This window comes from Methylobacterium carpenticola, from assembly GCF_042748905.1.
Lineage (GTDB): Bacteria > Pseudomonadota > Alphaproteobacteria > Rhizobiales > Beijerinckiaceae > Methylobacterium > Methylobacterium carpenticola.
In genome coordinates this window covers 4,392,938-4,415,936 of record NZ_JBHZEO010000001.1, presented here as the reverse complement: position 1 = coordinate 4,415,936, position 22,999 = coordinate 4,392,938, and the positions used below count along the sequence as shown (strand labels likewise).

Genomic DNA, 22,999 nt, shown 5'->3' with positions numbered 1-22,999 from the left:
AGGCGGCGAACCGATAGGTGACGGCGAGCGTCGTGACGGTGTCGCTCGGCGTCGCCGGCCTCGCCCGGAACGCTCCGGCCGGCACGTCGATCGACTCGAAGCCCGGGAAACGCTTGCCGATGCTCTCCGCCTCGTCGAGCCCGAGGATTCCCGGTGTCCCCCTTGGTCGCGCGTGCGATCGCGGCGACCACGTCGACGGCCTCGCCGGGCGCCATGGGGCCGACTGCGAGCACCGCCGCGAGCTTCTTCTGCCGGACGGCTTGGGCGAGATCGTCCACCGACAGGAAGATCCTGCCGACGTCCTTCGCAGGCACGTCGAAATAGGACAGAACCGCGTCGAGAACCTCGGCATTGGAGGCTTGCAGCGGCCCGGCCGGAATGCCGATGACCTGGCCCGCCAGGTTCGCGACGGAGCTGACATGGCTTTGGGGCGGCAGGACGAAGGCAACGACGTCCCTGCGCAGAATCACGATGGTCTGGGCGTTGGCGGGTGGTGCCGCGTCGCTGCGCACGATCGCAAGATCGGTCCGGCCCTCCTCGAGCGCCTTGGCGCTCCCGGCGAGGTCGCTCACCTGCACGAGTTCAAGGTTGACGCGGGGGTGCTGAACTTTGGAGACCGACACGAAGGCCGTGATGAAGCGGTAGGCGGCGCTGCCCGGCGGCCCCGTCGTGACCCGCAGGTTGGCGTGCGGCGACCAGAAATGAGCGACCGCGAACACGCCAGCGGCGCAGAGCAGGAGGGCGACGACGAGGGCGAGACCTCCCCATCTCCTGGGCCGCGGCGGGTCGATGACGGCCGTCTCAGGAGCCGGAGAAGTGGATCCCGCGTCTGACCCCATCGTCGCAGTCCCCGCTCGTCGATCGTCACCGGCGCCACTTGCGCCGTTGCACCTCGATCTGCCGTCTCGGCAGCCTCCGTTCCTGAATCCCTCCCTCGGCGCCGCGCCGGTGCCCGCACCTTATTCAGGCTGCTCTTCCTCGCTTGATTCTCCGTGACAGACCTTGGCGCAACACAAGGACGAGCGACGTGTCGCCCGTGGCGCCTCCGCTTTCGCGGCTGCCCCCGCGCAAGCGGCAGGGATCATCGCCGAGGCCAGGAATGCCGCGACGATCTGCTCGAAATGTGAATCAGGGAGTTGGAGCGGGCGATCGGGATCGAACCGACGACATTCAGCTTGGGAAGCTGACGTTCTACCACTGAACTACGCCCGCATCGGACCCTGCGAGGCCCGATCGAACCCGGCGGCGCGGGGCGCCCGTCCGAGTCGGCTGGACCATACGCAGTGCAGGCGGGTTTGTCCACGGGGGTGTGCGGTGCGGCGCGGCGTGGCTGGACGGCGGGCGCGAGATAGGGCAGGTGCGTCTCGCCGAGACGACCCCCCGATCACCCAGGGCGCGCCATGACCGAGTCTTCTCCGCCTGCCTCGGGCTCACGCCCCAAGCTCGTGCTTGCCTCGGCCTCGCCGCGGCGCCTCGCGCTGCTGCAGCAGGCCGGCATCGAGCCGGATGCCCTGCTGCCGGCCGACCTCGACGAGACGCCGCTCAAGGGCGAGCGCCCGCGGGAGCTGGCCCGGCGCCTCGCCCGCGCCAAGCTCGACGTCGCCGTCGCCGCCGCCCGTCACGGCGAGGATCTGAGCGGCGCCTACGTGGTGTCGGCCGACACCGTGGTCGCGGTCGGCCGGCGCATCCTGCCCAAGCCCGAGGTCGCCGACGAGGCCGAGGCCTGCATGCGCCTGCTCTCGGGCCGCACGCACCGCGTCTACACCGCCGTCTGCATCGCCGGCCCGCGCGACCGCACCCGCGAGCGCCTCGTCGAGACCCGAGTGCGCTTCAAGCGCCTCGCCACGCGGGAGATCGAAGCCTACGTGGCGAGCGGCGAGTGGCGGGGCAAGGCGGGCGGCTACGCCATCCAGGGGCTCGCTGGGGGCTTCGTGGTCAAGCTGGTGGGATCCTACAGCGCGGTGGTCGGGTTGCCGCTCTACGAGACCATCGCCCTTCTCGAGGGGGAAGGCTATCCCGTCCGCGGCGCCTGGCGCGCCGCCGCGTGAGGCTGCCGTGACCGCAGACACTCCCGACGACAAGCTCGCCGCCCCTTGCCCGATCTGCGGCAAGCCGGCGGATCCGAAGCTCCGGCCCTTCTGCTCGAAGCGGTGCGCCGATGTCGACCTGCAGCGCTGGTTCAGCGGCCGCTACGCCATTCCCGGCCGCGAGGACGACGCCCTCGGCTCCGAGGACGAGGGCGAACGCTGAGGCCGCCGTCATCCGGTTTTCAACCACCCGTGCTTGAAGGAGCCGGCAAAGGGAGACGGCGGATGAGCGAACGGATGACGCTGACGCGGCGCGAGACCGTGGCCGGTGCGGCGGCCCTCGCCCTGGCCCCGCGGGGGGCCGGCGCGCAGGAGACGGCCGCCGCGCAGGCGAGCGGCGTGGTGTACGAGGACCGCTCCGGAGGCGGGCGCCGCGGGGCCGAGGATCCGGGCATCCCGGACGTGCTGGTGTCGAACGGGCGCGAGGTGGTGCGCACCGATGCGCAGGGCCGCTACACGCTGCCGATCGGCGACGAGACGGCGATTTTCGTGATCAAGCCGAACGGCTACGCCCTGAAGCGGGACGCCGACAACATCCCGCGCTTCGCCTATCTGCACCACCCGGCCGGGACGCCCGCGGCGCTGAACCTGCGCTTCGCGGGAATCGCGCCCACCGGGCCGCTGCCGGCCTCGATCGATTTCGGCCTCACCCGCGCGGAGGAGAGCGGGGATTTCGATGTCATCCTGTTCACGGATCCGCAGCCCGAGAGCCATGCCGAGCTCGGCTACGTCCGCGACACCGCCGTCACCCGCGCCATGGGGATCAAGGCCGCCTTCGGCCTGACCACCGGCGACGTGCTGTTCGACGATCTGTCGCTCTATGCCCGGCAGAACCGGATCATCGGGCGGGTCGGCGTGCCCTGGTACCACATCGGCGGCAATCACGACCTCAACTTCGAGGCCCCCGACGCCCGCCACAGCCGCGAGACCTTCAAGCGCGCCTACGGGGCGCCGTACTACGCCTTCAACCACGGCGGCGTGCTGTTCCTGATGCTGGACAACGTCCATTACCGGGGAGCCGCCACGGGCTCGGCGGCGCGCGGCGGGACCTACGAGGGCCGCATCGGGGAGGCGCAGCTCGCCTTCGTGGAGGCGGTGCTGCGCGAGACCCCGCGCGACCGCCTCGTCGTGGTGGCCTCGCACATCCCCCTCGCCACCGATCTCGGTCCCGACGATCCGCGAATCAGCACCACCGACCGGGCCGCCCTGCTGCGCCTCCTCGCGGGGCGTCCATCCTTCAGCATCGCGGGCCACACGCACACCACCGAGCACCACTACCTCGATGCGGAGGGCCGGCCCGGCGCGTCGGGGCCGCAGGCGCATCACCACCACGTGCTCACCGCCGTGTCCGGCTCCTGGTGGAGCGGGCCCCTCGACCGCCGCGGCATCGCCACCGCCGACAGCCGGGACGGTACGCCCCACGGCTTCCACGTGCTGAGCATCCGGAGCGGGCGCGACTACACCACCCGCTACGTTCCGGCGAGCGAGGACGGCGCCCGGCAGATGCGGATCGTGCTGGAGAGCCAGTTCCACGGCGAGGACGTCGCCAACCTGCCCGACACCCGGCTGAACGAGCTGTTCGGATCGCCGATTCCCGCCGAATCGGTCGGCACCACCGATCTCGTCGTGAACTTCTTCGATGGCGGGCCGAAGAGCCGCCTGTGCTTCCGCATCAACGGCGGCGCGGCGATCGACATGGTGCGCACGCGCCGGCCGGATCCCTTCGTGGCCGCGCTCTATGCCCGGAACGCCGCGACCAAGAAGCCGTGGGTGAAGGCCGAGCCCTCCACGCATGTCTGGACCGCCCGGCTACCGCGGGATCTCGGCCCGGGCACGCACCGCGTCAGCGTCGAGGCGACCGACGAGTACGGCCGCCGCCACGAGGCCGGGATTGTCCTGGAGGTGCTGGCGGGCGAGGCCGGTCCGCGGCGGATCTGAGCCCGGCGCGGGCCGCGGTGCGCCCTCACAGCCGCTTGGGGAAGTTGATCACCGCGTCGCCCACCGCATCCACCGTGTCCTTGATCGCCTTCCCGGCCGGCGCGAGATCCGGAACGGGGAGGCCGAGGAAGGTTCTCGGCTCGGGCTCGGCGGGCGCCGCGGGGGCCGGTTCGGCCGCCGCCGTCCGGGTCGTGGCCGACTTGGCGGGCGGCTTGGCCGCCGTGATCTTCGCCGGTTCGGGCTTCTCCGACTTGGCGACGGGCTTCGGCGCGGGCTTCTCCGGCTTGACCGCCGCCTTGACGGGCGCAGCCGGCTTGGCCGCGGCCTCGTGGGTCTCGGGGGCAGGCGCGGCCGGCTTCGGCTGGGCGGGCTTCACCGCCACCGGCTTCGGCTCGACGGGCTTGAGATCGACAGGCTTGGCCCCGACAGCCTTGGCCTCGCTGGCCTTGGACTCCGTGACCTTGGGTTCCGCAGCCTTGGCCTCGACAGGCTTGGATTCCGTGGACCTGGATTCCGTGGGCTTGGATTCCGCGAGCTTGGCGTCGGGCCCAGCCGGCAGCGCACGCTCGAAGTGCTGGGGCGGATTGAGCGTGCCGGTCACGAGGCTGTCCGCGCGGGCGGGAACCGGCGCGACCGGCGCGGCCTCCGCGGGCTTCTCGACCGGGCTCGCCGGCGGAATCGCCACCGTGCGCACCCGCGGAGCCTCGGTGCCATCCGCGCGCAGGGCCGGAACGCCGTCCTTGATCTCCGGCATCTCGCGGACCGGGCCGACGCGGATCCCGCTCGCGCGCGGCTCCATCAGAGCCGAGACGGCCGGATAGGCGAGGGCGCCGAGCGCGACGACCCCGCCGAGCCCGGCGGCCGCGATCAGCACCGGGCCGCGCCAGGCGAGGCGCGCCGGCTTGGTCTCGCGCCGCTCGGTCGGATCGATCTCCACGGACATCATGCTCACGGCCCTCGTCCCTTGCCTCCCCGCTTGACAGCATCCCTGCGAATCAGGCGCGAAGATGTCGAGCGACGGGCAGCTTCACGGAAATAGCGGGCACAACTCACGAATCCGTTAGCGCGCCGCCACGTCGGCAAGCCCGGCCCGTGCGGTTTTGCAACACCTCGCCGTCCGGATGCGCGGTCCGGCCCGGGGCCGGGCGCCGCGGGCCGCATCGGCATCATCGCGAAATCGGCTCCCCTCTGCCGGGGCCGATGGTCTATGTCGTCCTCATGCAATGGAGCGACGAGGGCCTCGTCCTGGGGGCACGGCGGCACGGGGAGACGAGCGTCATCCTCGAGCTGATGACGGCCGAGCATGGGCGCCATCGCGGCCTCGTCCAGGGGGGACGCTCGCGGCGCATGCAACCCGTGCTGCAACCCGGCAATCGCGTGCGGGCGGTCTGGCGCGCGCGCCTCGACGACGGCCTGGGTCACTTCACCGTGGAGCCGGTCGAGAGTGCGGCCGGCCGGCTGATGGGCTCGCGCCTCGCCCTCTACGGCCTCTCCCACGCGGCCGCCCTGCTGCGGCTCCTGCCGGAGCGCGACCCGCATCCGAACCTCTACGCCGCCGCCCAGGTGCTGATCGCGCATCTCACCGACGCAGCCGTCGCCCCCGCCCTGATGGTGCGGTTCGAACTCGCGATCCTGGCCGAACTCGGCTTCGGCCTCGATCTCTCGGCCTGCGCAGCGACGGGCTCCAACGCCTATCTTGCCTACGTCTCGCCGAAGAGCGGGCGCGCCGTCAGCGCCGAGGCCGGCGAACCCTGGCGCGACCGGCTCCTCGCCCTGCCGGATTTCCTCGTCCCGCGCGGATCCGGCGGCACCGGCGCCACGCCGACCGCGCGCGACGTTCGTCAGGGGTTTACCTTGACGGGATATTTCCTGGACCAGCATGTCTGGCAGCCGCGCGGTCTCGCGCCGCCCGAGGAGCGTGAGCGATTCGTCGCACTCGGCACCGCGGATGCCGGTTGATGTTCGTGTTATGTTCCGGCCTCGAAACCGGACACCAATGAGCTGACGGAGTCATGGGCAAGCCGTTCGAGCCGCCATCCGATCGCGACGGGATCGAGAACGTCGAGCTGAAGGCCGCGCTGGAGGAGCGCTACCTCGCCTACGCGCTCTCGACCATCATGCACCGGGCCCTGCCCGATGCGCGCGACGGGCTCAAGCCCGTCCATCGCCGCATCCTCTACGGGATGCGCCTGCTGCGCCTCGATCCGAATACGGCCTTCAAGAAATGCGCGAAGATCGTCGGCGACGTGATGGGTGACTTCCACCCGCACGGCGACCAGGCGATCTACGACGCGCTGGTGCGCCTGAGCCAGGATTTCGCGCAGCGCTACCCGCTGGTCGACGGCCAGGGCAATTTCGGCAACATCGACGGCGACGGCCCGGCCGCCTACCGCTACACCGAGGCGCGGCTGACGGAGGTGGCGCGCCTCCTCCTCGACGGCATCGACGAGGACGCGGTCGATTTCCGCCCGAGCTACAACGGCGAGAAGGACGAGCCGGTCGTCCTGCCGGGGGCCTTCCCGAACCTGCTCGCCAACGGCTCGCAGGGGATCGCGGTCGGCATGGCGACCTCGATCCCGCCGCACAACGCGGCCGAACTCTGCGACGCGGCGCTCTACCTGATCACGCATCCGGGCGCGACCTCCGAGCAGCTCACCTCCTTCGTGAAGGGGCCGGACTTCCCCACCGGCGGCATCGTGGTCGATTCCGCGGCGGCGATCGCCGAGGCCTACCGCACCGGGCGGGGCGGCTTCCGGGTCCGCGCACGCTGGACGAAGGAGGATCTCGGCCGCGGCGCGTGGCAGGTGGTGGTCACGGAGATTCCCTACGGCGTGCCGAAGGCGCGGCTCATCGAGAAGATGGCCGAGCTGCTCACCGAGAAGAAGCTGCCGCTCCTCGCCGATGTCCGCGACGAATCGGCGGAGGACGTGCGCGTCGTGCTGGAACCGCGCTCCCGCACGGTGGATCCGGTCGTGCTGATGGAATCGCTGTTCCGGCTCACCGAACTGGAGAGCCGCTTCTCCCTCAACATGAACGTGCTGGTGAGCGGGCAGGTGCCGCGGGTGGTCGGCCTCGCCGAGGCCCTGCGCGCGTGGCTCGACCACCGCCGCGTGGTGCTCCAGCGCCGCTCCCGCCACCGCCTCGGGCAGATCGAGAGGCGGCTGGAGATCCTCGGCGGCCTCCTCATCGTCTATCTCGACCTCGATCAGGTCATCCGGATCATCCGCGAGGAGGACGAGCCGAAGGCCGAGCTGATGCGCTACTTCCAGCTCACCGAGGTGCAGGCGAACGCCATCCTCGACACGCGGCTGCGCTCCCTGCGCAAGCTGGAGGAGATGGAGCTGAAGCGCGAGCAGGCGGCCCTCACCGCCGAGAAGGCCGACCTTGACGCCCTGCTCGACTCCGAGCCGCTGCAATGGAAGTCCATCGCCGCGCAGGTGCGGGCGGTGAAGAAGACCTTCGGGCCGGAGACGCCGCTCGGCCGCCGCCGCACCACCCTGGAGAACCCGCCGGACACCTCCGACATCGACCTCGCCGAGGCGATGATCGAGCGCGAGCCGATCACCGTGATCGTGTCGCAGAAGGGCTGGATTCGGGCGCTCAAGGGCCACGTGGCCGATCTCTCGGGCGTGCAGTTCAAGGGCGACGACGCGCTCAAGCTCAGCTTCCCCACCGAGACGACGGCGAAGCTCCTCGTGCTGGCGACGAACGGCAAGGTGTTCACGCTCGACGCCGCGAAGCTGCCGGGCGGGCGCGGCTTCGGCGATCCGATCCGGCTGATGGCCGATCTCGACGAGGGCAGCGACATCGTGACGGTCTGGCCCTACCGGGCGGGGACGAAGCTCCTGTTCGGGACGAGCGACGGGCGCGGCTTCACGACCGCCACGGACGGGCTGGTGGCGAATACCCGAAAGGGCAAGCAGGTCATCGCCCTCGACGGGGACGCGGTCGTCACGCATTGCGTCGAGGTGGGGGAGGGCGACCACGTCGTGGCCTGCGGCGAGAACCGCCTGCTCGTGGTCTTCCCGCTCACCGAGATCCCCGAGATGGCCCGCGGCAAGGGCGTGCGCCTGCAACGCTACCGCGAGAGCACGCTCGCCTATCTGGGCGTGTTCAAGCTGGCCGAGGGCCTGACCTGGCCCGACAGCGCCGGCCGCACGCGGACGGTCGTCGGCGAGGAGCTGGCCAAGTGGATCGGCCACCGGGGCACGGTGGGCACCATGGCGCCGCGCGGCTTCCCGCGGAGCAACCGGCTGTAGCGGCGGGGGACAGGTCGCACATCGACGCACTTCGGCCGTGTGCATCTCCTCTCCCCGCAGACGGGGAGAGGAGAAATCGCGCCTCGTCCGGTGATGTTTGAAGGTCGTCACTCGCCCCGAGCGGGGAATGCTGCGCCCGGTTCGCTCGACCGCGCGATCAGACCCGAACCGCGCCGCCCACGATCCGCGCGTGGAGATCCGCGTCGAGCGGCACGTAAGCCCCGGCCCCCGCATCGTCGAAGTAGAGCGGGTCGGCGACGCGGGCCGGGTTGAAACCCGCCTCCGCCAGCGCCTGCGTCTTCTGCTTGAAGGTCTCGGTGATCTCGAAATCCGCGCAGAGCCGCAGAAACAGCGGCCGGGCATAGGCCGGCAGCCGCTCGGCGAGATCCCGGCGCAGAGCCGCGAGATCGAAGCCCGGCCCGGCCTTGATCGCCGCCATGCCGGCCCGGCCCTCGGTGCCGGGGACGGCCACGCCGTAGACCGCCGCCGCCTCGACGCCGGCCGCCGCGGCGAGCGCCGCCGCCACCTCCGTCGTCGCCACGTTCTCGCCCTTCCAGCGGAAGGTGTCGCCGACCCGGTCCACGAAGGTGTAGAAGCCCTGGCGGTCGACCCGCATCAGGTCCCCGGTGCGAAACCACGCGTCGCCCGGCTTGAAGACGTCGCGCAGCACCTTGGCATCGCTCGCCGCGGCGCTGGTGTAGCCCTCGAAACGCTGGCTTCCGACCTCCCGGCTCAACCGGCCGATCAGTTCGCCCGCCTCGCCGGGCGGGCAGCGCAGGCAGAGGCCGTCCGCGCCCCGGGCCGGCGCGCCGGTCTCCGGATCGTGCCGGACGATCGCCGCCGGCGAGGAATGCGCCAGGAAGGGCGGAACCCGCCCCACCGCGCCGACTCGCCCCTCGACGTTGCAGAGCGACAAGGTGCCCTCGGTGGCCGCGTAGAATTCGAGGATGCGCGGGATGCCGAACCGCGCCTGGAACGCCGTCCAGATCTCCGGCCGCAAGCCGTTGCCGGTGGCGATGCGCAGCGCATGCGCCCGCTCCAACGGATGGGAGGGCGCGGCGAGGAGATAGCGGCAGAGCTCGCCGATATACTGGAACAGGGTGCAGTTCTCTGCCGCGATGTCGTCCCAGAAGCGCCGGGCCGAGAAGCGCTCGCGCAGCACCGCCGCCCCGCCGCCCACGAGGGCGCTGCCGGTCGCGACCACGCCGCCGACGCTGTGATACATCGGCAGGCAATTGTAGAGCCGGTCCTCCGGCCCGGTCGCCAGGAGCCCGGCGAACCAGTGGCTCCAGGTCATCACCCGGTGATGGCTCACCCGGGCGGCCTTCGGCAGGCCGGTCGTGCCGGAGGTGTAGATGTAGAGGGCGGTATCGGCGAGGGTCACGCCGCGCTCCTCACCCTCCGCGAAGGCCGCCCCGTCGTGGTCCGCGAGCATGGCTGCGAGATCGCCGGCCCAGACCAGCCGCGGCCGCTCGGCGAGATGCGGCGCCGCCGCGGTGCAGGAGGAGGCGAAGCGCTCGCCGACGATCAGGTGCCGGGGCGTGGCTTCCGCGATGCAATGCGCGAGGCTCGCCCCCGTGAGATTGGTGTTGAGGAGCGCGACCCGCGCGCCGATCCGGCTGAGCCCGAGCCAGGCCGCCATGTAGTCGGGGCCGTTCGGCATCAGCAGGGCCACCGTCTCGCCGGCCCGGATGCCTTCGGCGAGCCCCCAGCGGGCATAGCGGCGCGCCCGCTCGGCGAGGCCGGCATGGCTCAGGCTGCCATGCTCGCCGATCAGCGCCGGCGCCTCGCCATGGGCGAGGCCGAGGTCGTCGACGACCCGCGGCAGGGTCCGCCAGGGCTGCGCGCCGATTCGGGACGTGCGTTCGAGCGCCCCGAGCCAGCCGCCCGGCCGAGCGGACGGTTCGTGCCGCGCCACCTGCGCGCTCGCGGTCGCCATGCCTCGCATCCCAGTCTGCCGAGTTCGGACGGAACGCTGCGGCCCAAGGCATGAACAAAGGCTTGCGGCGTCCTTCCAGGGCGCGGCGGCCCCGAGACCAGACGATCCTAGCCTTTGCGGCAAGACAATCTTCAGCATGGACGCCGCTTCCCGTCCGGAATGCCGCCTTCGCGGACCGCCGGGAAGCAAGACGAAAGAGTTCCGGCGCGAGGATCCCGCGATCGACGACCGCACGCACCACCGGGATCGTTCCGTTACGGCACAATCCGGACGGTGCGCCGCTTGCAGGTCGCCAGCACGACAGCTGCGAGGACGAGACGATGCGGCCCGAGACGATCGCGATCCACGCCGGCTACGACGACGACCCGACCACCAAGGCGGTCGCGGTGCCGATCTACCAGACCGCGGCCTATACCTTCGACAGCGCCGAGCACGGCGCCGCCCTGTTCAACCTGGAGGCCGAGGGCTACCGCTACAGCCGCATCGCCAACCCGACCAACGCGGTGCTGGAGCGGCGGGTGGCGGAGCTGGAGGGCGGCCACGCCGCGCTCAGCGTCGCGAGCGGCCAGGCGGCCCTGCACTATGCCATCGCGACGCTCGCCGATTGCGGCGGCAACATCGTCTCGGTGCCCCAGCTCTACGGCACCACCCACACGCTCTTCGCCCATGTGCTGCCGCGCCAGGGCATCCGCACCCGCTTCGCCGAGAGCGATGCCCCCGAGGCGGTGGCCCGCCTGATCGACCGCGACACCAGGGCGGTCTATTGCGAGAGCATCGGCAACCCGGCGGGCAACATCTGCGACATCGCGGAACTCGCCGCGGTGGCGCATGCCCACGGCGTGCCGCTCGTCGTCGACAACACCGTCGCGACCCCGATCCTGATGCGGCCGATCGATCACGGCGCGGACGTCGTCGTCGCCTCGCTCACGAAGTTCATGGGCGGCCACGGCACCACCCTCGGCGGCATCATCGTGGATGGCGGGCGCTTCCCCTGGATGGAGCACGCCGAGCGCTTCCCGATGTTCTGCCAGCCCGACGCCTCCTATCACGGCCTCGTCTATGCCGAGCGGTTCGGGGCGGGCGCCTTCGCGGCGCGGGCGCGCAGCGTCTACCAGCGCACCACGGGGGCGGTGCTGGCGCCGATGAGCGCCTTCCTGCTGCTCCAGGGCATCGAGACGGTGGCGCTGCGGGTCGAGCGGCACGTGGAGAACGCCCGCAAGGTCGCGGAATTCCTGCGCGACGATCCCCGCGTCGCCTGGGTGAACTACGCGGGCTTTCCCGACAGCCCCTACCACGCGATGGCGCGCAAGTACCTCGGCGGGCAGGCCTCCTCGCTGCTCACCTTCGGGGTGCAGGGCGGCTATGCGGGGGGCGCGGCCTTCTACGACGCGCTCCGGCTCGTCAAGCGGCTGGTCAATATCGGCGATGCCAAGTCGCTCGCCTGCCATCCGGCCTCGACCACCCACCGCCAGATGTCCCCCGAGGAGCAGCGCCATGCAGGCGTGCGGCCCGAGACGATCCGGCTCTCCGTCGGCATCGAGCACAGCGACGACATCGTGGCCGACCTCGATCAGGCCCTCGCGGTCGCGAGCCGCGGCCTGATCCGCGCCGCCGAGTAGCCGCGAGGCGGACAGCGATGCGCCAGCCCGTCGTCACGTCCCCGCCCGCGATCCCGCTGCGCCCCGCGCGGCGTGCGCCGGGCGGCGAGCGCCTCACCATCGGCCTCCTCAACAACATGCCGGACACCGCACTCGCGGCAACGGAACGGCAATTCGCGCGGCTGCTGGGCGACGAGGTGCGCCTGCTGCGCTTCCATCTCCCGGAGATCGCCCGCAGCCCGCAGGCGCTCGACTACCTCGCCCCGCGCTCGGCCCCCGCCGACGCTTTGGAGAGCGCCGGCCTCGACGCGCTCATCGTCACCGGCTGCGAGCCGCGCGCGGCGGATCTGCGCGACGAGCCCTCCTGGCCGGCGCTCACCCGCGTCGTCGACTGGGCCCGGGACAACACCGCCTCGACCCTGTTCTCGTGTCTCGCCGCCCATGCGGCGGTGCTGCACCTCGACGGCGTCGCCCGCCGCCGGCTGCCGCGCAAGCGCGCGGGCGTGTTCGCCTGCCGGGCGCAAGGCCGCCATCCGCTCCTCGCCGGCCTGCCCGAGACGCTGCCGGTGCCGCATTCCCGCTGGAACGAGCTGCCGGAGACCGATCTGGCGGCGGCGGGCTATGCCGTGCTGACCCGCTCGGAGGAGGCGGGGGTCGACCTGTTCGTGCGGCCGGGCCGCAGCCTCTTCGTCTTCCTGCAGGGGCATCCGGAATACGATCCCGACAGCCTCGCCCGCGAGTATCGCCGCGACCTCGCCCGCTTCCTCGCCGGCGAGCGGCCCGACCGGCCGGACCTGCCCGCGCATTACTTCGATTCGGCCTCCCTCGACGCGGCCGGGAACGATCCGTCCGCCATGGTCCCGCCCGCCGATCCGGCCTGGCCCGGGATGGCGCGGGCCCTGTTCGCGAACTGGCTCGCCCTCGTCGCCGCACGGCGCGGGGCCCGGGCCGCCGACGCCGCGAGCGCCGCATGACCGGCCGCGCCGGGCTCCTCGCCCGCCTCCTTCGCGGCTCCGCCGGTCTCGCGGCGATCCGCCTCGGCGGGGCCGGCTTCGGCTTCGCCGCGCAGGCCTTCCTCGCCCGCTTCGTCGGCGCCCACGATCTCGGCCTGTTCTACGCCGCGACCAGCCTCGCCATCGTGGCCGGGCTCATCGCCACCCAGGGCTATCAGCAGATCGCCCCGCGCTTCGCCGCCCGCTACCGCGCCGAGGCGCGACGCGGCCTCTACGCCGCCTTCGTGACCCGGGCCACCGGCGACAGCCTCGCCACCGCGCTCGCCTTCGGCGCCGGGATCGTCGCCCTGAGCCTGACCGTGCCGGGCCTCGACGCGACCGCGCGCACCTGCGGCGTCATCGCCGGCCTGCTGATCCCGGCGACGGCGAGCCTCACCCTGTTCACGAATCTCGCCGGGGCGATGCGCCTGTTCGGCCTCTGCTACGTGCCCGAGGGCATCGTGCGGCCGGCCTGCCTCCTCGGCCTCGTGGTGGCGCTCGGCCTCGCTTGGCCCGGCGCCTCGGGCGCCGTGGTGACGGGGCTCTTCGCCGCGCTCACCCTCGTCATCGCCGTCGTCCAGTACCGGCTGCTGGCACCGCACCTGCCGGCCCGGCGCATCCCGCCGCGCCGGCTCACCCGGCGCTGGCGGCGCGAGGCGCACGCCCTCATCCTGCTCTCGCTCTATACCAACATCTTCGCCGATCTCGGCATCCTGTGCGTCACACCCTTCCTTCCCGCGGCGCAGGTGGCGGTGTTCGGCCTCTGCCTGAAGCTCGCGCTCCTCGTCGGCTACGTGGTCCAGGTCACCCAGCAGATGGCGGTGCCGGATTTCGCCGACGCGCGCCTCGCGGGCGACCTCTCCGCCATGCGGCGCATCCTGCGCCGGGCGGTGACGCTGCCGGCCGTGGCGACGCTCGCCGCCCTCGCGGCGGTTGCCCTGGCCGGCGAGCCGCTGCTCGGCCTGTTCGGTCCCGAGTTCCGGCAGGGCGCCGCGCCGCTCGCCATCCTGATCGGCAGCCAGCTCCTGCGGGCGCTGGCGGGGCCGAGCGCCCATGTCCTCACGCTCACCGGCGCGCAGGGGCTGAACGCCCGCCTCTGCATCCTCGCGCTCGCGGTGCTGGTCGGGGCCAATCTCGTGCTCACGCCCGTGTTCGGCGTCGCCGGGGCGGCGGGCGCGGTTCTGGCGAGCTACGCCGCCTGGATCCTCGGCACGGCCGTCACCCTGCGCCGCCTCGGGGAGATGCGCACCGACGTGCTCGCGCTCCTGCGACCGCGGCCCGCCCTGGCCTGATCGCTCCGGTCCGATCCCTCCCTTGCCAGCCTCGCGCGCCTGCCGCAGGGATGCGGCAGGCCGCCGACGACGGCGGCGGGGAGGACGACGATGAAGGCGCTCCTGTGCAAGGCGCTCGGCGGCCCGGAGGATCTCGTGATCGAGGACCTGCCGGATCCGGTGCCCGGTCCCGGCGAGGTGCTGGTGCGGGTCGCGGTGGCCGCGCTCAACTTCTTCGACACTCTGATCATCGCCGGGCGCTACCAAGTGAAGCCGGACCTGCCCTTCTCGCCGGGCGCCGAGGCGGCCGGGGTGGTGGAGGCGCTCGGGCCGGACGTCGAGGGATTTCGCGTCGGCGAGCGGGTCATCGCGCATCTGGGCCACGGCGCCTGCCGCGAGCGCATCGTCGTCCGCGCGGGCAGCCTCAGCCGCGTGCCGGACGGCGTCAGCGACGAGCAGGCCGCCGGCCTCACCGTGACCTACGGCACCTCGCTCCATGCTCTTCAGGATCGCGCCGCCCTGAAACCCGGCGAGACCCTGGCGGTGCTCGGCGCCTCGGGCGGCGTCGGCCTCGCGGCGGTCGAACTCGGCCACGCCATGGGCGCCCGCGTCATCGCCTGCGCCTCCTCGGCCGACAAGCTCGCGGCGGCCAAGGCGCACGGCGCCGACCTCGTGCTCGATTACGGGACGGAGAACCTGCGCGAGGGCCTGCGCCGCCTCGGCGGCGAGCGGGGCATCGACGTCGTCTACGACCCGGTCGGCGGCGATTTCTCCGAGCCGGCCCTGCGCTCGCTCAACTGGAAGGGGCGGTTCCTCGTGATCGGCTTCGCGGCCGGACCGATCCCGAAGATCCCCCTCAACCTCGTGCTCCTCAAGGGCATCGACGTGCAGGGCGTGCATTGGGGCGCCTTCGTGAAGAACGAGCCCGAGGCGCACGCCGCCAACCAAGCCCGGCTCCTCGCGCTGGTCGCCGAGGGCCGGCTCACCGCCAAGGTCCACGGCGTCTACCCGCTCGCGCAGGCCGCCGAGGCGCTCGGCGTCCTGTCGCGCCGCGAGGCGGTGGGCAAGGTCCTGCTGCGGCCCTGACGGGTCGCGCATCCCGACGAAAACCCGGCGGACCGCCCCGGTCGCGCGGGGTGGCTGGCCGCGGCGGACCGCTCCGCTAGATCCCATCGTCACGGTTCAGCGTTCACGACCCCGCGACGGCGCCCGCGCCGCCGCCGGGTCGCGGCGATGGGTCGCGTAGTTCCTGTATTTTCAGAAATCCCTGAAAAGACGAGATAACCTGCGTTCCCGGCCTCCCCGGAGGCAAGCCTCGCACGGAGGTTCGTCCATGCTGTCGGACGTCGATGCGCTGTTCCTGGCCCGGATCCAGTTCGGGTTCACGGTGGCGTTCCACATCATCTTCCCGGCCTTCTCGATCGGGCTCGCGAGCTACCTCGCCGTGCTCGAAGGCCTCTGGCTCGCCACCGGGCGCCAAGTCTTCCTCGACCTGTTCAAGTACTGGGTGAAGATCTTCGCCGTCGCCTTCGCCATGGGCGTCGTGTCGGGGCTGGTGATGTCCTACCAGTTCGGGACGAACTGGTCGGTGTTCTCCGACAAGGCCGGTCCCGTGCTCGGGCCGCTGATGGCCTACGAGGTGCTCTCCGCCTTCTTCCTGGAAGCGGGCTTCCTCGGCGTGATGCTGTTCGGGATGAGCAAGGTCGGCCCGCGCCTGCACTTCCTGGCGACGCTCGCGGTGGCGGCCGGCACGTTCTTCTCGGCCTTCTGGATCCTGTCGGTGAATTCCTGGATGCAGACGCCGCAGGGCCACGCCCTGAACGAGAAGGGGCAGTTCGTACCCCAGGATTGGTGGGCGATCGTCTTCAATCCCTCCTTCCCGTTCCGCCTCGTGCACATGGTGCTGGCCGCCTACCTGACGACCGCGCTCGTGGTCGGCGCGGTCGGGGCGTGGCACCTCCTGCGCGACCGGAAGGCGGCGGTGGGCGGCCCGCACGAGGGCGCCCGCACCATGTTCTCGATGGCGATGTGGATGGCCGCCCTGGTGGCCCCGATCCAGATCGCGGCCGGCGACGCGCACGGGCTCAACACGCTCGAGCATCAGCCCGCCAAGGTCATGGCCATGGAGGGCCATTTCGAGAGCCACCCGGCCGGGGCGCCGCTGGTCCTGTTCGGCTGGCCCAACGAGGAGACGCGCCGGGTCGACTACGCCCTGCAGATCCCGAAGCTGTCCTCGCTGATCCTCAAGCACGATCCGGACGCGCCGCTGAAGGGGCTCGACACGGTGCCGCGGGAGAACTGGCCGCCGGTGCCGGTGGTGTTCTGGTCCTTCCGGGTGATGGTGGGGCTCGGCTTCCTGATCCTGGCCCTCGGCCTGTTCAGCCTCTACGCGCGCCTGCGCGGCCAGCTCTACGAATGGGCCTCCCTGCACCGCTTTGCCCTGCTGATGGGCCCGGCCGGCTTCGTCGCCGTGCTGGCGGGCTGGATCACCACCGAGGTCGGGCGCCAGCCCTTCACGATCTACGGGCTGCTTCGCACGGCGCAGTCGGTCTCGCCCCTCTCGGCACCCGCGGTGGCGGGCTCGCTGACCGCCTTCGTGCTGATCTACTTCGCGGTGTTCTCGATGGGCGTGATCTACATCCTCAAGCTGATGAGCAAGCCGCCGCATTACGGCGAGCCCGGCGTCGAGACCGGCGCGCCGATCCGCACGGCCGGCATCACGCCGGCCCCCGCGGTCCATCCGGACCGCACGCTCCAGCCCGCCGAATGAGGAGGTGGAGATGGTGGAGCACATCGACCTGACGGTGGTCTGGGCCTTCGTGATCGCCTTCGCGGTGTTCGCCTACATCGTGATGGACGGGTTCGATCTCGGCATCGGCATCCTCTTCCCGGCCTTCCGGCCGGGTGAGGAGCGGGACACCGCCATGAACTCGGTCGCCCCGGTCTGGGACGGGAACGAGACGTGGCTCGTGCTCGGGGGAGGGGGCCTGTTCGCCGCCTTCCCGCTCGCCTACGCGGTGCTGCTGCCGGCCCTCTACGTGCCGATCATCGCCATGCTGCTCGGCCTGATCTTCCGGGGCGTGGCCTTCGAGTTCCGCTGGCGCGATCCGGGACACCGGGCCTTCTGGGACCTCGCCTTCACGGGCGGCTCCGTGGTCGCCGCGCTCGCCCAGGGCATCGCGCTCGGCGCCATGCTGCAGGGCATCACGGTGGAGGGCCGGGCCTATGCGGGCGGCTGGTGGGAGTGGCTGTCGCCCTTCAGCATCCTGGTCGGGCTCGCCCTGGTCTGCGGCTACGCGCTGCTCGGGGCGACCTGGCTCGTGATGCGCACGGTCGGGCCGCTTCAGGACCGGGCGCGCAGCCTCGCGGCGGGCCTCGGCGCCGCGACCATCGTGGCGATCGCGCTGGTGAGCGCGGTGACGCCCTTCCTGGAGGGCAAGTACTGGCAGCGCTGGTTCACGATGCCGAACGTGCTCCTCGCCGCCCAGGTGCCGCTCCTCGTCGTGATCGCGAGCGTGTTCTTCTTCCGCTCGCTGCATCGCGGCGGGGAGCGGGCGCCCTTCCTGATCGCGCTCGGGCTGTTCCTGCTCTCCTTCATCGGCCTCGGCATTAGCATCTACCCGGACGTGGTGCCCGGCCGGATCTCGATCTGGGACGCCGCCTCGCCGCGGTCGAGCCAGATCTTCATGCTGGTCGGCGCCTCGGTGCTGATCCCGATCATCCTGGCCTACACCGCCTATTCGTACTGGGTGTTCCGCGGGAAGGTCGACTCGACGGGCTACCACTGATGGCACCTCCGTCCCCGGAGCCGGCGGCGCTATGGCGCCGGCTCCTCTGGTTCGTGGCGCTCTACGGCGGCAGCGTCCTCGTCCTCGGGGCGGTGGCCTTCGTCCTGCGCGCCTGGCTCAAGGCCGTCTGACCCGTCGGGTGCCCGCGTGCAGCTCCCCCCGCTGATCCAGACCTTCGTCCTCCATTTCGGCGAGATGGGCTCGCGCTGGGGCATCAACCGCACGGTGGGCCAGATCTACGCCCTGCTCTTCGTCGCCGAGCGGGCCCTCAACGCCGACGAGATCGTCGAGCGGCTCGGCCTCTCGCGCTCGAACGTCAGCATGGGCCTGAAGGAATTGCAGGCCTGGAACCTCGTGCGCCTGCAGCACGTGCCCGGCGACCGGCGCGACTACTTCTCGACGCCCGACGACATCTGGCAGATCGTCCGCACCCTGGTGGAGGAGCGCAAGAAGCGCGAGGTCGACCCGACCCTGACCCTGCTGCGCGAGATTCTGATGCAGGAGCCGCGGACCGACGAGGAGCGGCATGCGCAGGCACGGCTGCGCGAGATGCACGACCTCTTCGAACTCTTCGCCGGCTGGTACGCGGATGTGCGGCGCCTGGAGACCGAGCGGCTGATCCAGCTCCTCAGCCTCGGCGCGCGGGTGCAGCGGATCCTGGAGATGAAGGACCGGCTGCTCGGCGCCGGGCCGCGCCGGGACGAGGGCGAGCCGGGCCGGTCATGATTCGATCACGCTGGCGTCCCGAAGCGCGTGCAGTGCGGCACGAGCTGTGCCATGGTGGCGCCATCGTCTCACGCTCGGATGTGATCGGGCATGTCGTCCATCGAATTGACCACCTCGGACCTGAAGAGCCTCGAAGCGGCCGGTGAAGCGGCGCTCAACGCCGCGCTCAGCCGCCTCTCCCCCGCGGAGCGGGACGCCTACTGGGCCTCCGTGCGCCGCTGCTACAACGCGCCCTACAACGATGCACCGCGCAAGGCGCGGGCCGCGTTCGCGGCCGCGGGCGGCCCGGAGCTGCATGCCGGCTGACGGCTCGCCAGCCGCAACGCTTGGTCAAGACAAGGCTCGGGCCCCTCTCCCCTCGCGGGAGAGGGGCTTTCGTTTGTCTCCCCCGCCTCGCTCGCCGTCGCGTCGACCGGGCGTCGTCGTAACCATTCGTGAAGGTTTCCGGATCGAGCTTGGCGTTACAGTCCGTTAACCATTCCTTAAGCTTTCTACACGATAACCGGAGCTGTCCAGCCTTCTGGATGTCGAGTGGTCTCTGTCCACTCTGTTTGATGCCTCCCTGTACGACTCTTCGCCGCCCTTCGGGGCGGCTTTCTTTTTTGGCCCCCATCCTTCCCCGCGACGCCGCGACTCGGGAGCCCCGTGCCGTCTGGCGCGTTGCGCGTTAAGGTTAATACGCCGTTACCCGGGCGCCGGCCGGCCCGCGGCGCTATTGTTGCGACGTCGGGTTCGAACACGGAGCGCCTGTTCCGAAACGGAACGGCGCCAGGACGCCCAGGTCGCAGGAGGGGTCATGTTGGGGATGGACGTCATGTTTCGGGACCCGCGCGAGACGGTGAATTTCGGCGAGACCTTCGTGGCCTCGGAGGCTTTCCGGACCCTGTTCCGCGAGGGCATGACCCTGGTGGAGGAGACCGCCGCCTATCTCGACGGTCCCGGCCGCGACGAATCCCGGCTTCTCGCGCGGCATGCGGCCCTGAGCTACGCCAGCGAGAGCATGCGCCTGACGACCCGCCTGATGCAGATCGCCTCCTGGCTGCTCGTGCAGCGCGCGGTGGCCGAGGGCGAACTGACCCTGAGCGAGGCGCAGCAGGAGAAGACCCGGGTGCGGCTCGGCACCAATGAGGGGCCGGAGACCTCGGCGGTGGTGCTCGCGGAGCTGCCGCTGTCCCTTCAGGCGCTGGTCGAGCATTCGAAGCGCCTGCATGCGCGGATCCGGCATCTCGACAGCCTGATCTCGGACGACCGCCCGACGCCGGCGCCGCGCGAGAGCCCGGTCTTCGCCCAGCACAGCATGCTGCGCGCCGCCTTCAACGCGGCGCAGTAGACGCCTCTTCCCGAAAGGCGGGAACCCGGCCCCTTCTCCCTCGCGGAGGAGGGGCTTCGTCTTGGGCGGACCCGGGCGTCCCGTTCCGGACGACGGACACGAAAAAGCCCCGACCGGAGGCCGGGGCTCGATCCGTGCAAGCCGGTGCCGGGCGCCGTGCGCCCGCAGGCTTACTTCTTGCCGAAGGTCAGGTTGCCGAAGCGCGAGTTGAAGCGCGACACGCGGCCGCCGCGGTCCATCAGCTTCTGCTCGCCGCCCGTCCAGGCCGGGTGGGTGGTCGGATCGATATCGAGGTTGAGGGTGTCCCCCTCCTTCCCCCAGGTCGACCGGGTCGTGTACTCCGTGCCGTCCGTCATCACCACCTTGATGAAGTGGTAGTCGGGATGCTCGGTTGCCTTCTTGGCAGTGGTCTTCGCCATGACGTAATCCTTGAAACGGCCCGCCGCACATGCTCCGCTCGGGGCCGCGGCCATTGATCGCGCGTAATCGGATGAGCGGCGGCCTATACCTCACCCGACGGCGCCAAACAAGCGTAACAAACGGATTCACTCACTCGACATGGATTCCGCCGACACAGCCCGCTCCCGGGCCTCCCTGGGCGCGCTGAAGCCGCTCATACCCTTCGCCCTCCGCTTCCGCGGACGCATCGCCGCGGCGCTCGTCGCGCTGATGGCCGCGGCCGGCGCGACGCTCGTCGTCCCCATCGCCATCCGGCGCGTGGTCGATCTCGGCTTCTCGCAGGTCGGCGCGGCCCTGATCGACGCCTATTTCGGGGCGCTGATCGGCGTCGTCGGCGTGCTCGCGGTCGCGAGCGCCGCGCGCTACTACTTCGTGGTCACGCTCGGCGAGCGGGTGATCGCCGATCTGCGCGCCGCCGTCTTCGCGCGGCTCACCATCCTCGATCCGGCCTTCTTCGATCGGACGCGCAGCGGCGAACTCGTCTCGCGCCTCACGGCGGATGCCGCGCAGGTGAAGTCGGTCTTCGGCGTGTCGCTCTCGATCCTGCTGCGGAACGCCTTCCTGTTCCTCGGCGCGGTCGCCATGATGGTGTGGACGAGCCCGCGGCTCTCCGTGCTTGTGCTCGCGGCGATCCCGGTCATCGTGTTCCCGCTGATCCTCTCCGGCCGCGGCGTGCGCCGCCGCTCGCGCGCCGCGCAGGACCGGCTCGCGGACGCCTCCGCCTACGCCACCGAGGCGGTCGGCGCGGTGCGGACCATGCAGGCCTTCGGCATGGGCCCGGCCACCGCCGCGCGCTTCGCCGCGGCCTCCGAGGCGGCCTTCACGGCGGCCCGCGATTCCGCCCGGGCCCGGGCGCTGCTCACCGGCGTCGCGATCTTCCTCGTCTCCGCGAGCGTCGTCGGCGTGCTCTGGTACGGGGCGCAAGGGGTGGCGAGCGGGGTGATGTCGGCCGGCCAGCTCTCGCAATTCGTGCTCTATGCGGTGTTCGGCGCGAGCGCCCTCGGGCAGCTCTCGGAGGTCTACGGCGAACTCACCCTCGCGGCGGGCGCCGCGGAGCGCCTGGGCGAGATCCTGCGCACCGAGCCGGCCATCGCCGCTCCGGCCGCGCCCGCGGCCCTGCCGGCCCCGCCGCGGGGCGAGGTGGCCTTCGAGAGCGTCAGCTTCTCCTATCCGACGCGGCCGGAGCGCTCCGCCCTGCACGACCTGACCTTCCGCGTCGCGCCCGGGGAGCGCGTCGCCCTGGTCGGCCCGTCCGGCGCCGGCAAGAGCACGGTGCTGCAACTGCTCCTGCGCTTCTACGATCCCGATTCGGGACGGGTGCGGGTGGACGGCGTCCCGGTCGATACGGTCGACCCGGCGGCGTTGCGCGCGCGCCTCTCGCTCGTGCCGCAGGACCCGACCGTGTTCAGCGGCAGCGTGCTCGACAACATCCGCTACGGACGACCGGAGGCGAGCGAGGCCGAGGTGATCCGGGCCGCCGAGCAGGCCCATGCGGACGGTTTCATCCGCGCCCTGCCGCAGGGCTACGCCACCCCTGTCGGCGAACGCGGCGTGACCCTCTCGGGCGGCCAGCGCCAGCGCATCGCCATCGCCCGCGCGATCCTGAAGGACGCGCCGATCCTCCTTCTCGACGAGGCGACCTCGGCCCTCGATGCGGAGAGCGAGCGCGCCGTGCAGGCCGCCCTCGACTTGCTGATGCGCGGGCGCACCACGCTGGTGATCGCCCACCGCCTCGCCACGATCCGCGCGGCGGACCGCATCCTCGTGCTCGACGAGGGACGCGTGGTGGAAGAGGGCACCCACGAGGGGCTGCTCGCCCGCGACGGGCTCTACGCCCAGCTCGCGGCTTTGCAGTTCGCCGATCCCGGCGAGGGCCAGGGCGCGCGGCTGGTTGCCGTCTGATACGGTTTCCGGAAGATCACTTTCGGAAACCGTATCACGAGCCCGCGCGGCGCCTGAGCGAGACCGGTTTCCGCATCGCGAAGCGATCATCCGGAAACCGTATGACGACGGCCCTGACCGTCCGACGAGGGCCTTGCGGCTCCGGTGCGGTGGACCCCGCACCGGGCGATGCTTATCTTGCCGGTCGATGGTTTGAATCCTCAACCGCCCGGGCCTTGAACCCGGCTGCCGGAGAGAACGATGGTCAAGAGTTTCAAGGTGATGTCGCTCACCGAGGCCGCCGCCGCGCGGATCAAGAGCATCATCGCGGATGCCGATCGCCCCATCGCGGGCGTGCGCGTCGGCGTGAAGAACGGCGGCTGCGCCGGGATGAGCTACACGATGGAATATGCCGAGGAGCGGCGTCCCGGCGAGGACGTGGTCGAGGATCGCGGCGTCAGCGTCTTCGTCGATCCGAAGGCCGTGCTGTTCCTGCTCGGCACCGAGATGGACTTCCAGACGACGAAGCTGTCGTCGCAATTCGTCTTCAACAACCCGAACCAGACCTCGGCCTGCGGCTGCGGCGAATCGGTGGCGATCACGCCGGTCAAGCCCGAGGCGCTTCAGGCCGCCGAGGCCTGACCCGAGGGCGCGGCCGCCCGCGCATCGAACCCGTCCGACGCGTGACGTCTCTCGGGAACGGCGAGTGGCGGGCTCCCCCGCTGCTCGCC

21 protein-coding genes and 1 tRNA gene are annotated in these 22,999 nt (G+C 71.4%); 18 read left to right on the top strand and 4 right to left on the bottom strand.

From position 1 onward, the window contains the following. Positions 1–17: 17 nt before the first annotated feature. On the top strand, positions 18–833 hold the full coding sequence (locus ACE101_RS20660) for a hypothetical protein (RefSeq protein WP_379133468.1): 816 nt from the start codon (positions 18–20) through the stop codon (positions 831–833). Between the two features lie 304 nt (positions 834–1,137). Here the strand turns inward: ACE101_RS20660 and ACE101_RS20655 are convergent. Then, positions 1,138–1,212 (bottom strand) — tRNA-Gly (locus tag ACE101_RS20655). A 188-nt stretch (positions 1,213–1,400) separates the two neighbouring features. On the opposite strand from ACE101_RS20655, the gene ACE101_RS20650 reads away from it, so the two are divergent. The 3 genes from ACE101_RS20650 (at position 1,401) to ACE101_RS20640 (ending at position 4,025) form a co-directional block, all read left to right on the top strand. Further along, positions 1,401–2,048, top strand: coding sequence for a Maf-like protein (locus tag ACE101_RS20650; RefSeq protein ID WP_379133466.1), 648 nt, complete (start codon positions 1,401–1,403; stop codon positions 2,046–2,048). A 7-nt stretch (positions 2,049–2,055) separates the two neighbouring features. After that, positions 2,056–2,250 carry a DNA gyrase inhibitor YacG gene (locus ACE101_RS20645; protein WP_379133463.1) on the top strand — a complete coding sequence of 65 codons (195 nt, stop codon included), beginning with the start codon at positions 2,056–2,058 and terminating at the stop codon, positions 2,248–2,250. Positions 2,251–2,312: 62 nt separating this feature from the next. Continuing rightward, positions 2,313–4,025, top strand: a complete 1,713-nt coding sequence (locus ACE101_RS20640) for a calcineurin-like phosphoesterase C-terminal domain-containing protein (protein WP_379133461.1) — start codon at positions 2,313–2,315, stop codon at positions 4,023–4,025. Positions 4,026–4,050: 25 nt separating this feature from the next. Here ACE101_RS20640 and ACE101_RS20635 read toward each other — a convergent pair whose 3' ends face one another. After that, positions 4,051–4,971 (bottom strand): chemotaxis protein CheA, encoded by a 921-nt coding sequence (locus tag ACE101_RS20635; RefSeq protein ID WP_379138819.1) that lies wholly within the window; start codon positions 4,969–4,971, stop codon positions 4,051–4,053. 272 nt (positions 4,972–5,243) lie between these two features. On the opposite strand from ACE101_RS20635, the gene recO reads away from it, so the two are divergent. Both recO and parC read left to right on the top strand, forming a co-directional pair. Further along, a complete protein-coding gene (recO, locus tag ACE101_RS20630; RefSeq protein ID WP_379138816.1) occupies positions 5,244–5,984 on the top strand; it encodes a DNA repair protein RecO in 741 nt (246 codons plus the stop codon). Between the two features lie 53 nt (positions 5,985–6,037). Continuing rightward, on the top strand, positions 6,038–8,284 hold the full coding sequence (gene parC, locus ACE101_RS20625) for a DNA topoisomerase IV subunit A (RefSeq protein ID WP_379133459.1): 2,247 nt from the start codon (positions 6,038–6,040) through the stop codon (positions 8,282–8,284). Between the two features lie 157 nt (positions 8,285–8,441). On the opposite strand, the gene ACE101_RS20620 is transcribed toward parC, so the two are convergent. Beyond that, the gene (locus tag ACE101_RS20620; RefSeq protein WP_379133457.1) at positions 8,442–10,223 is read right to left on the bottom strand and encodes a long-chain-acyl-CoA synthetase; all 1,782 of its coding nucleotides are present in this window, start codon (positions 10,221–10,223) and stop codon (positions 8,442–8,444) included. A gap of 320 nt (positions 10,224–10,543) precedes the next feature. On the opposite strand from ACE101_RS20620, the gene ACE101_RS20615 reads away from it, so the two are divergent. The 10 genes from ACE101_RS20615 (at position 10,544) to rcdA (ending at position 19,928) form a co-directional block, all read left to right on the top strand. Further along, positions 10,544–11,842 (top strand): O-acetylhomoserine aminocarboxypropyltransferase/cysteine synthase family protein, encoded by a 1,299-nt coding sequence (locus ACE101_RS20615; protein WP_379133454.1) that lies wholly within the window; start codon positions 10,544–10,546, stop codon positions 11,840–11,842. A gap of 17 nt (positions 11,843–11,859) precedes the next feature. Then, complete coding sequence (gene metA, locus ACE101_RS20610; protein ID WP_379133451.1) at positions 11,860–12,795, top strand: homoserine O-succinyltransferase MetA; 936 nt, start codon at positions 11,860–11,862, stop codon at positions 12,793–12,795. Further along, complete coding sequence (locus tag ACE101_RS20605; protein ID WP_379133448.1) at positions 12,792–14,105, top strand: lipopolysaccharide biosynthesis protein; 1,314 nt, start codon at positions 12,792–12,794, stop codon at positions 14,103–14,105. Before metA ends, ACE101_RS20605 begins: the two co-directional genes overlap by 4 nt. Positions 14,106–14,195: 90 nt before the next feature. Next, on the top strand, positions 14,196–15,170 hold the full coding sequence (locus ACE101_RS20600; RefSeq protein ID WP_379133445.1) for an NADPH:quinone oxidoreductase family protein: 975 nt from the start codon (positions 14,196–14,198) through the stop codon (positions 15,168–15,170). Between the two features lie 247 nt (positions 15,171–15,417). Beyond that, positions 15,418–16,854 carry a cytochrome ubiquinol oxidase subunit I gene (locus tag ACE101_RS20595; protein ID WP_379133443.1) on the top strand — a complete coding sequence of 479 codons (1,437 nt, stop codon included), beginning with the start codon at positions 15,418–15,420 and terminating at the stop codon, positions 16,852–16,854. A 10-nt stretch (positions 16,855–16,864) separates the two neighbouring features. Continuing rightward, positions 16,865–17,872, top strand: coding sequence for a cytochrome d ubiquinol oxidase subunit II (cydB, locus tag ACE101_RS20590; protein ID WP_379133441.1), 1,008 nt, complete (start codon positions 16,865–16,867; stop codon positions 17,870–17,872). Beyond that, entirely contained in the window at positions 17,872–18,003 is a 132-nt protein-coding gene (locus ACE101_RS20585) for a DUF2474 family protein (protein ID WP_379133438.1), read from the top strand. The genes cydB and ACE101_RS20585 overlap by 1 nt, the downstream gene beginning before the upstream one ends. A gap of 16 nt (positions 18,004–18,019) precedes the next feature. Then, positions 18,020–18,598 (top strand): GbsR/MarR family transcriptional regulator, encoded by a 579-nt coding sequence (locus ACE101_RS20580; protein WP_379133436.1) that lies wholly within the window; start codon positions 18,020–18,022, stop codon positions 18,596–18,598. A gap of 90 nt (positions 18,599–18,688) precedes the next feature. Continuing rightward, positions 18,689–18,904, top strand: a complete 216-nt coding sequence (locus ACE101_RS20575) for a hypothetical protein (RefSeq protein WP_379133433.1) — start codon at positions 18,689–18,691, stop codon at positions 18,902–18,904. 490 nt (positions 18,905–19,394) lie between these two features. After that, entirely contained in the window at positions 19,395–19,928 is a 534-nt protein-coding gene (gene rcdA, locus ACE101_RS20570; protein ID WP_379133432.1) for a protease adaptor protein RcdA, read from the top strand. Between the two features lie 170 nt (positions 19,929–20,098). Here rcdA and rpmE read toward each other — a convergent pair whose 3' ends face one another. Then, positions 20,099–20,347: a 50S ribosomal protein L31 gene (gene rpmE / locus ACE101_RS20565; RefSeq protein ID WP_379133430.1), complete on the bottom strand. Its 249-nt coding sequence runs from the start codon at positions 20,345–20,347 to the stop codon at positions 20,099–20,101. Between the two features lie 139 nt (positions 20,348–20,486). Here rpmE and ACE101_RS20560 point away from each other — a divergent pair, with 139 nt between their 5' ends. Next, positions 20,487–22,289, top strand: coding sequence for an ABC transporter transmembrane domain-containing protein (locus ACE101_RS20560; protein ID WP_379133427.1), 1,803 nt, complete (start codon positions 20,487–20,489; stop codon positions 22,287–22,289). Between the two features lie 240 nt (positions 22,290–22,529). Continuing rightward, positions 22,530–22,910: a Fe-S cluster assembly scaffold SufA gene (gene sufA / locus ACE101_RS20555; RefSeq protein WP_379133424.1), complete on the top strand. Its 381-nt coding sequence runs from the start codon at positions 22,530–22,532 to the stop codon at positions 22,908–22,910. Positions 22,911–22,999 lie beyond the last annotated feature (89 nt).